Genomic DNA, 12326 nt, shown 5'->3' on the forward strand with positions numbered 1-12326 from the left:
TCAAACCGGTCAAATGTCCGCCCGTGTGTCGCCACATAATGACCAGCCAATTGGTCACCACGGTGGGCACGTTCCCATAGCTCATTCACCCAACGACTTCGGCTAACGTTGCCATATAGCCCATGCTTGCCTGTCCCCATCTGGTCAATCGCCATCATCAACTTCACCGTCGTAACTTCACGTACATCACCATTAACTTGCATCTTTTCGATACCGTCCAATAAAAATTTGCATAAAAAAACGACACCCAAAACCAGTAGGTGCCGTTATCATTAGCACCTATCCGTTACCAGTGGAGCACCTTGCATCGCTGTAGGTTGCTGTCGGGTCATCGTGTGGTATCACTCACCGAACTCTTGATAGGTTATCGTATTAATATGTGACTTTAGCTTAATTGAAAATATAATCGGCGTCAACCCGCAATTAACAATTCGTGTGCTACACTTACATCAAAAGACTCTGGAGGACAATGAGTATGAACATCTCTGTTTCCTTTGATGACAACGGTCTGTTGCCAGATAAGTATGCTAAGTTTGCACCCGCTGAATATCGTAAAGAAGACATGCCAGTCGTTAACTTTCCAATTGCGATTACCGATATTCCTGCCGGTGCCCAATCACTAGCAGTTGCTGTTATCGATTATGACGCCATTCCAGTTGGTGGTTTCCCATGGATTCATTGGGTTGCTGCGAACCTTCCGATTAGCGATGTGCCAGAAGATTTAGCAAACGCCGACATCACGTACGTACCAGGTACAAATTCAATGTACAGTGTGAAGAAAGATGGTAATCCTGAAATCACGCAGTCATATGTTGGCCCTATGCCTCCTGACCAGACGCACGATTACACATTGACGGTCTATGCCGTGGATACAACATTCGACTTACAACCTGGCTTTTTCTATAACGAGCTCCGCAAAAATCTAGTTGGTCACGTACTAGCTGAAGCGTCTCTCGAACTGCCAGCCAGAAGCGAATAAATTCCAAAACTAACAGCCCCAAATCTGCATTCATCAGATTTGGGGCTGTTTTTAATGCTTTGCCACGCGATTCGTTAGCATCATCGCTGGCAAAATAATCAATAGTGCAAAGATAGTCGCATAGAGGAAGCCTTCGTGATAAGCACCAACCAGTTGCGTCGTTTGGGTCACGTGATGTGCCGTTACATAACTCGCAATCACCGTTGCTAAAACAGCTGAACCAAAGGCCGAACCAACTTGCTCAAACAGCTTAGATCCCAGTGATGCTTGTGATGAATCAGCACGGTCAATGCCAACGTAAGCATCAGCTTGGATGGCTGATTTAACAGCAGCACCACCGATACCGCGTACAAATACCACGACAGCGATTAACCAATAAGCTGAATGGGCCGTGAAATAGACGAACGGCAATGTGCTAGCCACTGATATTGTGACACCAATTAATACCACCCAGCGGGCACCTAACGTGTCGATCAAGCGACCGATTGTTCCACGTGAAACGAGCATCCCAATGCTCTGTGGAATCAACGCAACAGCTGCCAGGACAACACTTTCACCACGAACGTCTTGGAAATACAGTGGTAGCAAAATCATTGGGCCACTCGTAATGAAACCTACCAAAACATTAGCAATCATCGCGCCTGTGAAATTGCGGTGCTTGAATAAGCGAAGTGGCATCACTGCGGTATTTGGCCTACGTAGCGCATAAACAACATAAGCACCTGCCAAGAGTAAGCCGATTCCAACCAGTCCCATCGTTGTACTGTTCATAAACGTACCAGCTTCACTGGCTTGCACAATGCCGTACACAATCGTTGACGATGCCGCGATTAATAGCGTGACGCCGACACCGTCGAACTTAGCTGCTGGATTCTTAGGTGCAATCACCGGTACCAACTTATGCAACGCCCAGGCCGCAAGCAATACAATGGGCACATTGATGAAGAACATCCAACGCCATGACACATACTGGACAATCAAACCACCAATGATTGGCCCGGCCATCGGTCCCAGTGTCATCGGCAACCCCACAATTGACATCACACGGCCCATTTTATCGCCACCGAAGATATCGACAAGCAGCGTGAACATGACCGGCATTAATAGCCCAGCCGCAAAACCTTGGACCAGCCGAATGCCAATCAGGGCCGAAATTGACCAGGCACTACCGGCTAACAAAGACGCTAAGCCAAAGACAATTTCGGCCCAGAAATAAACTGACTTACCTGAAAAACGATCAAGTAACCAACTTGAAAAAGGAACTGCGGCGCCCATGGCCAAGATAAATCCAGTCACCGTCCATTGCACCATATCTAGCGTCGTATGTAGACTTTGACCGAGTTGATTCACTGCAATATTAACCATTGTTGAATCAAGCATTGGTGCCATTGCACCAAGTACTAGGACCCACGCCATCCGGACAGCCGTGCGGGGGAGTTCTGTTGAATTTGTCATGTATAAAACCTCATTATAATTAGTTCTTAAGTCGTTGACTTAATTTTGTTTCCTCGTCAACAAAATACAAGTTTACACCTTTTTGTTTCCTTGTCAACAAAAAGAACATAAAAAAATAAGTCACGGTCCTCATTAGAACCGTGACTCTTAATCCTTATCTTGTTGTAATCGGTCGTCAAAGTGGTCTATTAGCGTCTGCGCAAAGGCCAGCATTTGGTTTAATTCAGCGTCAGAAAGCGTTGCAAAAATGGCTTCATCCCGCGCATAAATATCATTGTGCAAGGCTTCGTGACGCCGGTTAAGTTCCTCACCGGATTCCGTTAGGCGAAAATAGCGTTCTTTCTTATTAGCTGGCTTTTGAAACGCTACCACCAAGTCCTTCTCAACTAACTTGTTCATCAATTTTGTCACGCCGCCACGCGTCATCCCCGTCGCTTCCGCTAATTCCGTTACATTCGGCTGATCCAATTGTCCAACCAACGCCACGGTTTCCACCTCAGCATGTTTATAATCTTGAAACTGCGTCGTTACCGCACGCCGATTCAATTGCATAAATTTTTCAACAACGTCCATATAGGCCGTCATAAATAACTCTTCTCGATTTGTCATCCCGATTACCTCACTCCCATTATACAAAATTGTTTCCGTCTAAACAAAAACTGCTCATCGCAATCATGCAATGAGCAGTTTCAATTTTTTTTATTACAACCCGAAGATGACCAACAAGATGGCGGCCATGACGAAGTTAACAACCATGAACAACTTCATAAACGTTGCTGATGAATCTGGTTCGATTTGACGGAAGACGCGATAACCAATCAAGTTGGCCATTGACGCAACAACCGTTCCCAATCCACCGATATTAGAACCGATGAACAATTCACGCGCATGATCAGTAAATGTTGAAATCAAAATCGTTGATGGCACGTTTGAGATAAATTGACTCAAGAAGAATGTACCAAACAGTACGTGACTCTTCGTGTTAAACAATGTGCCAATCAAGTTACGGACTGCTTCAATATGTGCCAAGTTATTTGTGGCAATAAAGAAGAATAAGAACGTTGCAAGTAGGCCATAGTCGACCAACTTCAACATATCATGACGGTAAATCAGAAAGGCAATCAGGATAAGTGGAATAACAACGTTGAAGGGCGTCCAACCAAAGATAGTTGCAACCAAAATCAACCCCGTAATGCCCAAGAAAACCAATCGACCATTATCAACCTTATTCGCTGGGCGCAAATTGATATCCAATGGCGTGGCACGGACAAACCGTGTGATGATAAACATCAAAATCAATGACACGACCGTCAAACTAGCCGACCACTTGAAGAATTCACCCACGGAAACGTGGTAGAACCCATACATGTACAAATTCTGTGACTTTCCAAATGGGAATAGAATGGCACCTGAGTTAGCTGCCATGATAATCAATGTTGATCCAATGACTTTCAATCTTGCTGATAAATCCTTGGCCAAACGCAGATAAATTGGCATCAATGTTAGAATCGCAATGTCGTTTGACAAAATCATCGCCCCGAAGAACGACAAGAATGTCACACTAGTCATCAACGTGCGGGCATGGTGGCTACGACTAACTAGCCAAACTGACACAGCGTGCAAAACGCCCGCCCGTTCCAACAATCCAACCCAAATCATCATCGTTGCCAAACTGAAAATGGTGTGCCAATTAACAGCCCCAAAATCAGGTGTGTTAAAGAATGACGTGACAACCGCTAGCACCAGACTAGCCGTAAACATCACGTCCCCTTTCAAGTACGTAAAGATACGATTAATCATGCTTGCGGCTCTCTTCCTCTAAAACCCGCCCATTAGCGTTTGCTAGTCGAATAATTTCATAAGCTTTTGCAGCCATTAATGACGTCAGACCAGCGGAAAGAATCATCGCTGGAACGAGTGCAACTGCCATGCGTCCTGTCGTTAGTTGACTATCTGCATGTTCGTGATGTGTCATGACACAATCTCCTCCAAGTAAAAAACTCAACTTATCTATTATCAAGAAATTTTAACCATTTAGCAAACATTGAAATGTAACATAAACCCCCGTAAAACAACCGTTTTACGGGGGTAATAGTTTAAACTCGTACAAGTTCTTATTTAATTAAGCCTTCGTACCTATACGAACGAACGTAACAACCTTTAATAGGCTGAAACGTTCAGGGTTTTAGCGTAACATTCTTTACAATTTAAATCGTTTTACTACTCTTAATTGCCAATTAGTCGCATCAACCAATCCGCACCATAGAGCATGGCTAAGCTATACGCAAAAATTGATAATGGCTTACCTAACACAATAATCAAGGTAAATTCTCGCCACGTCATCTTCGTTAAACTTGTTAATAAAACTAGCGTATCGTCTGGCGCAATTGGTGAAAAAATCAATAACGCGAAAGTGATATGCCAACCTTTCGAATCTAATTTATGCATATATTTTTGCAAGGTCTGTTCACTAACAAAAACATCAATAATCCGATGACCAAAACGTCGTCCAAGCCAGAATAACGCGAGTGATCCGAGCACAATCCCAATATAGTTGTACAAGAACCCCCACCACGGGCCAAACATCACCACCCCAGCGGCCAGCGAAACGCCACCTGGTAAAATCGGAATAACGACTTGAATAATTTGAATTAAGATAAAGATTAATGGCGCCCAAATGCCGTATCCCTTTAACAAATCAATCAAGACTTTCGAATCGCTGAAAGCCCCCATTTGATAAAGTTTGAATACCGCCCATATCGTTAGTAATATCCCCAAAATTGAGACGCCTTTTAAAATCAGTTTGACATGATACAATTTCATTTCTGATTCCCCCAGACTTAAATTAAACCATGTTTTGGCGCATTTTTCACGAATTTACTAAAGCATTCGCTACTCACAAGATGTTTTCACATTATTTAATTTGAAATATGCGGTATACTGCTCACAAAGCTATTAATTACTATATGAAATGAAGCTTAATGGGGGAATAAATGATGTTAGCCGTCCTAAATTTTAAAAACTTAGTTGACTTTGAAGAACAGTTGCAATTTCTTGACGATTTGAGTCATGCTGATGTCCAAGTCGATCTGAAAATTTCACCAACTTTGCCTGTACCCAATGATTTTGAGAATTTTGAAATCATCAGTCAAAACTTGACCATTAAAGAACGCACGGTCGGCGAAATCTCGCCTAGCGTTCTCCACCACCTTAACATTTCAACCAGTTTCATCGGTCACTTAGAGCGTCGTAAGTCTTTGAACGAAGGTCTGCTAATCGTGCGTAAGCGTCTGGAAAATGCGTTGGAAAATGATATCAAGCCAATTATTTCAGTTGGCCAATACAGTAATTTAGAATTGGTGACTGAAGAGCTTGATATCTTGTTGAAGGATCAACCAATTACCAAGCCAATCATTATTGCTTATGAATCACTTGCATCAACCGAAATGGGGCGTGCACTATACTCAATTGATGAAATTCGCGACGTTCACAATAAAATTCGCGAGTTCATGACGACGCATTACCCAGCCATTGATTACCAATTAATTTTGGGTGGTCACATGGACGAAGTTGGTTCACCAATTGCCAACGCGATTGGCTATGATGGCGTTCTGATTGGTGATCGTTACCACACACTCGCTTCGTTCCAACCCGTTTTGAATGTCCTTAACAACTTAAGTCGATGAAAAAAATAAAAACAGGATGCCGCAGCATCCTGTTTTTATTTTTAGAGAGAGTATTGAGTGAGAAAGAATTGTCTGATGTCCATAATCCAAACTTGGTCTCTACCTCCTTGTTTGGATTAACACGTCCAGAACAAAACTTAAGTAATGAAATGATCAGTGAAAGAATCCCTAATGATTCAGCATAATCGTCTATCGCAGATAACGACCGCAAATCGTCAAACACCTGCCTTGAGTATGTTACCCCAGATGATAACCATGGTTATCAAAAACACCCCAAGTCATTTTTTGTTCCCTATAAAGTGAAACGCGCTTGTGTTTAACGTTTTCCCGTCGTCAGACAACCACGCCGCTTCTCTTTCTCTTGCACGTATTATTTCTATTACATTTATTATCATAAGCGTTAGTTACTTTTCGTGCATGCAATTTTTTTACCCTTTTTTAAAAACAAACAAATGCTAACCGACGCCTTTCATAACGGTTAAACGTTTTAACATCACGCCATTTTATAATCATTTACTCATGCGCAGTACTGAACTAGCCGCCACTTTTATTCGTTAAAGTAGACGAAAAATGCGGTACGACAACCTAGTCGCACCGCATTTTATTTTCTAATTTTTAGCTATCGCGCTTCGTATCTTAATTTAATACCGTGCATCTTTTCAAACTTATCAGCCTTCACGACATTCATACGACGTCGTAACTGCTCAAATTCTAATGATGTGGGCATTGACGTCCAAATAAAGGTGTTTTCAGCCGGAATGTTTGAATTATTAATATCTGAAATCAAAATATCCGTATCATCATCTATGTATTCTGATATTTCAATATTCATCGCTCGCATACCTAAAATCATATCCGTCAAAATCGACTCCAAGCCGATTTGATAGTTGATATCCAACGCAACCTTAATCTTTGGGAATACCTGATGCATATCAAAAATCGATGCAAAGCCTGTATACAACACTTCAAAGAACGCGCCACGGGCTAACGTAATATCAAGATGACGCCGTTCTGCAACATCATCAATAACAGCCAACGCCAATTCTGCCATTAGTGGGAACTGCTCATACGCTGCATCCAAACGCACACGATTACGACCTTCATCCGGTGTTGGGCTTGTTACCGCCGCCACCATTAATTCAAAGAACACTTCAAAAAAAGCATCTTGCTCAAGCGCGGTTAAGTGCGCATTGAATAATTTGTTGTAATGCGTATCAACGATTTGAATAAACGCTGCCAGCATGTTCATAAATAGTGGCGTCATGTTTTCACGCCGATTCATTTCAACGCCGACACCAATGCTGAAGAAGCCCATAACAACATACCGTCCCTCACGATGGGCGTCTTCTGCCGTCAACGTCGGGAAAAGCTGCATCACTAATTGTTCAACGTAAGCCGTCAATTGACGCGTACGTTCGTTTAGTTGGTCATTAGGCAACAAAAACGCATCTACATCATCATTCGAAATCACATGGCCGTGTTGCAAACGTCCTAACCAAATCGCAATGGTAAATCGAATCGCAATGCGCTTGGTCTCACGTAAACGCTCATCATCAGGTTTAATATAACGAGTCACCTCATCCAAGATACGATTAATCAGTTGCTCATCACTGTTTTCAAACGGAAACGCGCGGTCTGCAAAGTAAAGTTGAAAAATACGGAAATACATTGCTCGGACTTCCGATTCATTACCAGCCAACGTATAGTCAGGTGTAATCTCAACACCATGCCCTGCGAAATAATCGTCTAGTTCAAGTTTTGCATTACGCGTTGTCGATACAGTCGTGAGATTACGCACCGCAAAATCATCATATGAATGCATTGTTTCATCAAACAATTCTTTCATTAATAGCCATGGAATTGACTCCCGCAAATAATTAAGGCGGAACATCGTAGCATCATAATTGCGTTCACGGTTTAATATCAGCGTCTTTTCATCGTCAGACAATGTCACGAACGGCTCAAGATCCGGATAAAAAGTTGCCAAATCCGCCACTAAGTCACGAATCGTCGTTAACGCGATATATTTTGACCAATCAAACGCCTCTTGGACCATCTTAATCGATAACCGTAACTCCGGTCGTTGCATCAAATATTCTAACAGTGCAACTTTTTGGCGGTCTTTTTTCTCAATCATCCACTGCATGTTCCAACACTCACTTTCTCACTACTGAGACTCCCCACTGTCTCATACTCAATTCTCATTACCATCATATAACTGATTTCCCAAAAAATCACGTTGTCGTAACAGGAAGGCCACAAGTGTCCATTATATCGGCCAATAACAAAATTATACCGTGGGACCGATGTAAAATTGCAAAGAAAAGCCCTCATCGCAATATGCGATGAAGGCTATCTTTGTTTCACGTGAAACCTTATTAATGATTTGTTTGTAAGACGTAAACGAACCCAATGAATATTACCGCAAGGGCATACATGATTGGGTGAACCTTCTTACCACGGCCAGTTACCAACATCAAGAATGGGTAAACAATAAAGCCAATGGCGATTCCATCAGAAATTGAGTAAGCCAATGGCATCCCAATCACCGTCAAGAAGGCTGATGCTGCAATAGGGAAATCTTCCCAGTTAACAGCTGCAAGGTTAGCAGCCATCAACACACCAACGACGATCAACGCTGGTGCTGTCACGTGTGATGTCACCACGACTAGCAATGGTGAGAAGAACAACGCCAACAGGAAGAAAATCCCGGTAAAGACTGACGTCAAACCACTGCGTCCACCAACTGCGATTCCCGTTGACGATTCAACGAAAGCGGTTGTTGGTGATGTACCAAGCAAGGCACCACCCAACATACCAATTGAATCAGCCATCAACGCCTTACCAGCACGTGGCAATTCGTTGTTCACCAAGAATCCACCTGAGCGGGCAATTCCAACCAATGAACCGGCTGTATCAAAAAATGCAACCAACAAGAACGTTAGAATAACCGGCACCATTTGGAACGTAAAGACATCCTGCAAGCCAAAGATTGCTTGACCAAACGTTGGCTTCAAGCTTGGCACACCAGCTACCAATGCTGATGGGGCATGAATCAAGCCCGTTAACAAACCTGCCACTGACGTGATAGCAATTCCAATGAAAATTGCGCCAGGAATCTTACGTGCAAACAAAGCAAAACTGACCAAGACACCAAAAATCGTCAACATTACTTGCGGATTACTCCAGTCCCCCCAACCAATGATTGTTGACTTGTTAGCAGAAATAATCCCACCATCAACCAAACCAATCATCGCGATGAACAGACCAATTCCACCAGCAATCGCCGCCTTCAAATCTGCCGGAATGGCATTAATGATGGTTTCGCGAATTCGGAGTACCGTCAAAATCCAGAAAATAACACCAGCCACAAACACACCAGCCAATGCCGTTTGCCATCTAACGCCCATTCCGATTACCACACTGTAAGCAAAGAAGGCGTTCACACCCAAACCAGGTGCAATGGCGAAAGGATAGCGTGCAACTGCGCCCATAAAGATCGTTGCAATCGCCGCAATCAATCCAGTTGCCGTGAAGACAGCCCCTTTATCCATCCCCGCCGCACCCAAAACAGATGGGTTAACGAACAAGATGTAGGCCATCGAGACAAATGTCGTTAGGCCGGCCACAAATTCCGTCCGTAACGATGTCCCTAACTCAGACAACTTGAAGTAGCGTTCAATCATGAAGCATAACTCCTTTTTCATATGCAATTTTTCCTAAAAAACAACTTAACTATTATCGCACGTTAAACGGTTCAATACAAAGGTTTCATTAACATTAATAAAAAAGAGGCCATAAACGACCTCTAAACACGAACATTATCTCGATTTTTCCGAACATTTAATTTTTGAATTGGTCCGTTGGAATCAACGCAAAGATAAAACCAACAATATTAAAGATGATGGCCAAGATTGCCCAAATAACCAGATGCTTCACCCCAGTATCGCGAACTCGTCGCACAATCAATGCCAAATCTGGCAAGATAATTGCCAAACCAAATAGCACCACGATAATCCCGATTGGTGACGTCAGCCACTGATTGTTTTGGGCGCCAACCCCAGCAATCGCGCTCAGCACACCAATAATGATGGCGTTAATAATCGTTGGAATCCAATAATCTGCTCGGGTTGAACGCCCTGAAAAATTAACGTAATTCTGCCAAAATTCCTTATATGATGTCATGATAAAAATCCTCCCAATTATTTACCCTCAAACAATGTAACGTTATTGTAACATTGCGTGGCAGAAATCAGGTACTGAAAAGTCCTCATTAGCATATATTTGTATGTGGCATCTTGCTACAATGATATTAGAGGGTTATGACTATGTATAACGAAAATGGACAAAAGCGTCCTTTAACAAGCTGGGAAACTGCCCGCTTTTTTATCGTCGGGTTACTATTTAATGCGGTCGGCAACGGTTTAACTGTGGCCACAAACATGGGTTCAGCGCCCTGGACCGCTTCCGCAGCTAATCTATCAAACGCCACAGGTTGGTCAATCAGCTTATTTTTATTCTCTTATGGTTTTATCGCGGCTATTTTGAGTTGCCTACTCCTAAAATCTATTGATTGGCCTCGTGTACTTGGTAACCTCACCTTTCTCTTGGCCTTCAGTGTCATTATTGGTCTGGTTTCATCATTCTTTACAGCGCACGGGGTTGGACAACTCCCAATGCTATGGCGGCTAATTATCGACATCATTGCCATTATTTTCGTTGGGTGTGGCGTGTCAATCACCCAGCGTTTGCAATTTATTTTGCATCCCCTCGATGATCTAACAAATCTAACTCGGTTCATGTTCTTTAACGGAAACGCAGGAATTGCGCAAATCGTAAATTTCGCCATTCCCATGGTAATTTCTTTTGCCATGTGGGCAATTACCGGTAGCATCGTTGCCGTAAACATTGGAACCCTGGTTTCATTTTTCTTCCAAGGCCTTGTTATTTCTATCGCTGACCAGCGCGTCATCGGGCATCTCGATCACAAACTATCATTGGCTAACCAGTGATTCACTTACAAATAATCGTTGACACTATAGCATTTGGCCTTATGATTAGTATCAACAAATCAAACCGACGATTTGTTTGACGACAAGTTGTCGGTTTTTCTGACCCATCAGCTATGGAGAAAAAATATGACGCAACGATTTCGACTAAACACATACAGCTTACAAGATTTCACATTAAACGTCTTAAACGGGAATAGCCTAGGTATCATTATCGCGCTGATTCCCGCGGCTTTAACCAGTCAACTACTGACTTTCTTCGGTCAACATCCGTGGGTGACAACCGTTACAATGATGACCAACGTTGCCCAAAGCATGTTGCCCATTATCGCGGCCTTTGCCGTTGGCGCCTTCTTACGACTTGGCACCCTAGAATCCGCTGCGATTGCGTTAGCCAGCATCGTTTCCGGTGGCGTGGTTCATAGCAATAGCAACGGTCTCTATACCCTAGCTGGTTCCGGTGCAATTCTAAACGTCATGTTGGTGACCTATCTGTCAGCTGGCTTAGTCCTGTTGCTCCAAGATAAACTGGGCCAATTGAAATTAATTTTCTTGCCCACCATTGTGCTCTTAGTCGGCGGGAGTATCGGCCTCGTCACCCTACCTTGGATGCTAACGATTCAAGGGTTTATCGGGTCACTAGTTGCCAGTGCGACACATTTTTCACCCCTCCCCATGGGCATCATCTTAGGAATGGCTTTCGCGGCCTTGATCGTGTCACCTTTATCATCGGTTGGCATTGCCACAGCAATCAATCTTGCCGGCGTCGGGGCTGGCGCCGCTAATGCGGGGATTGTTGCTGGTGCATTAACGCTCGCTTGGATGAGCGCTACAGTTAATCCAATTGGCGGCACCATCGCCCATGTGATTGGCTCACCCAAAATCCAAATGGCCAATCTCTTAAAGAAGCCATTACTATTCGTTCCGGTCATCCTAGCTGCCGGCATTACTGGTGGTGTGGCAACCTTGGCAGACATCCAAGGTACGCCCTTCTCCGCTGGTTTCGGGGCTTCTGGTTTGATCGGACCACTAACTGCTTGGCAAGTTTCCGGTCATGACGGCTTAATTTGGCGCATTAGCTTAGCCTACGTGGCAGCGCCCGTATTGACCGCCTGGCTAATGACGGTCGTTTTTGTTAAAAAAACACACCTGATTACGCCAGCAACCGATTTAAAAATTCCACTCTAACGCAGCATC

General features: G+C 43.6%; 13 protein-coding genes. 4 read left to right on the forward strand and 9 right to left on the reverse strand.

What is annotated here, in order from left to right; genetic code table 11:
* Nucleotides 1-203 (reverse strand): hypothetical protein (locus WEIDD23_RS13590; RefSeq protein ID WP_197458836.1); only part of this gene is annotated, 203 nt, incomplete at its 3' end.
* A gap of 272 nt (nucleotides 204-475) precedes the next feature.
* On the opposite strand from WEIDD23_RS13590, the gene WEIDD23_RS07205 reads away from it, so the two are divergent.
* Nucleotides 476-979: a YbhB/YbcL family Raf kinase inhibitor-like protein gene (locus WEIDD23_RS07205; RefSeq protein WP_010371133.1), complete on the forward strand. Its 504-nt coding sequence runs from the start codon at nucleotides 476-478 to the stop codon at nucleotides 977-979.
* Between the two features lie 51 nt (nucleotides 980-1030).
* Here the strand turns inward: WEIDD23_RS07205 and WEIDD23_RS07210 are convergent, their stop codons facing one another.
* The 5 genes from WEIDD23_RS07210 to WEIDD23_RS07230 form a co-directional block, all read right to left on the reverse strand.
* Complete coding sequence (locus WEIDD23_RS07210) at nucleotides 1031-2434, reverse strand: MDR family MFS transporter (RefSeq protein ID WP_010371136.1); 1404 nt, start codon at nucleotides 2432-2434, stop codon at nucleotides 1031-1033.
* A gap of 147 nt (nucleotides 2435-2581) precedes the next feature.
* On the reverse strand, nucleotides 2582-3043 hold the full coding sequence (locus tag WEIDD23_RS07215) for a MarR family winged helix-turn-helix transcriptional regulator (RefSeq protein WP_010371139.1): 462 nt from the start codon (nucleotides 3041-3043) through the stop codon (nucleotides 2582-2584).
* A 93-nt stretch (nucleotides 3044-3136) separates the two neighbouring features.
* Nucleotides 3137-4234 (reverse strand): SLC13 family permease, encoded by a 1098-nt coding sequence (locus WEIDD23_RS07220; protein WP_010371141.1) that lies wholly within the window; start codon nucleotides 4232-4234, stop codon nucleotides 3137-3139.
* Nucleotides 4227-4409 carry a hypothetical protein gene (locus WEIDD23_RS07225; RefSeq protein ID WP_010371143.1) on the reverse strand — a complete coding sequence of 61 codons (183 nt, stop codon included), beginning with the start codon at nucleotides 4407-4409 and terminating at the stop codon, nucleotides 4227-4229. The genes WEIDD23_RS07220 and WEIDD23_RS07225 overlap by 8 nt, the downstream gene beginning before the upstream one ends.
* A gap of 251 nt (nucleotides 4410-4660) precedes the next feature.
* Entirely contained in the window at nucleotides 4661-5257 is a 597-nt protein-coding gene (locus WEIDD23_RS07230; RefSeq protein WP_010371146.1) for a TVP38/TMEM64 family protein, read from the reverse strand.
* A gap of 170 nt (nucleotides 5258-5427) precedes the next feature.
* Here WEIDD23_RS07230 and WEIDD23_RS07235 point away from each other — a divergent pair, with 170 nt between their 5' ends.
* Complete coding sequence (locus tag WEIDD23_RS07235; protein WP_224158830.1) at nucleotides 5428-6120, forward strand: triose-phosphate isomerase; 693 nt, start codon at nucleotides 5428-5430, stop codon at nucleotides 6118-6120.
* A 619-nt stretch (nucleotides 6121-6739) separates the two neighbouring features.
* Here the strand turns inward: WEIDD23_RS07235 and WEIDD23_RS07240 are convergent.
* The 3 genes from WEIDD23_RS07240 to WEIDD23_RS07250 all read right to left on the reverse strand — a co-directional run bounded on the left by WEIDD23_RS07240 (nucleotide 6740) and on the right by WEIDD23_RS07250 (nucleotide 10305).
* The gene (locus WEIDD23_RS07240) at nucleotides 6740-8257 is read right to left on the reverse strand and encodes a helix-turn-helix domain-containing protein (protein WP_223822983.1); all 1518 of its coding nucleotides are present in this window, start codon (nucleotides 8255-8257) and stop codon (nucleotides 6740-6742) included.
* Nucleotides 8258-8498: 241 nt separating this feature from the next.
* Nucleotides 8499-9806, reverse strand: a complete 1308-nt coding sequence (locus WEIDD23_RS07245) for an NCS2 family permease (RefSeq protein WP_010371156.1) — start codon at nucleotides 9804-9806, stop codon at nucleotides 8499-8501.
* Nucleotides 9807-9963: 157 nt separating this feature from the next.
* On the reverse strand, nucleotides 9964-10305 hold the full coding sequence (locus WEIDD23_RS07250) for a DUF805 domain-containing protein (RefSeq protein WP_010371159.1): 342 nt from the start codon (nucleotides 10303-10305) through the stop codon (nucleotides 9964-9966).
* 143 nt (nucleotides 10306-10448) lie between these two features.
* On the opposite strand from WEIDD23_RS07250, the gene WEIDD23_RS07255 reads away from it, so the two are divergent.
* Both WEIDD23_RS07255 and WEIDD23_RS07260 read left to right on the forward strand, forming a co-directional pair.
* Nucleotides 10449-11132, forward strand: a complete 684-nt coding sequence (locus WEIDD23_RS07255; protein ID WP_010371161.1) for a DUF6198 family protein — start codon at nucleotides 10449-10451, stop codon at nucleotides 11130-11132.
* A 126-nt stretch (nucleotides 11133-11258) separates the two neighbouring features.
* A complete protein-coding gene (locus WEIDD23_RS07260) occupies nucleotides 11259-12317 on the forward strand; it encodes a PTS sugar transporter subunit IIC (protein ID WP_010371164.1) in 1059 nt (352 codons plus the stop codon).
* The last annotated feature ends 9 nt before the right edge of the window (nucleotides 12318-12326 follow it).

This window comes from Weissella sp. DD23, from assembly GCF_001579105.1.
GTDB classification, from domain to species: Bacteria; Bacillota; Bacilli; order Lactobacillales; family Lactobacillaceae; genus Weissella; species Weissella cibaria.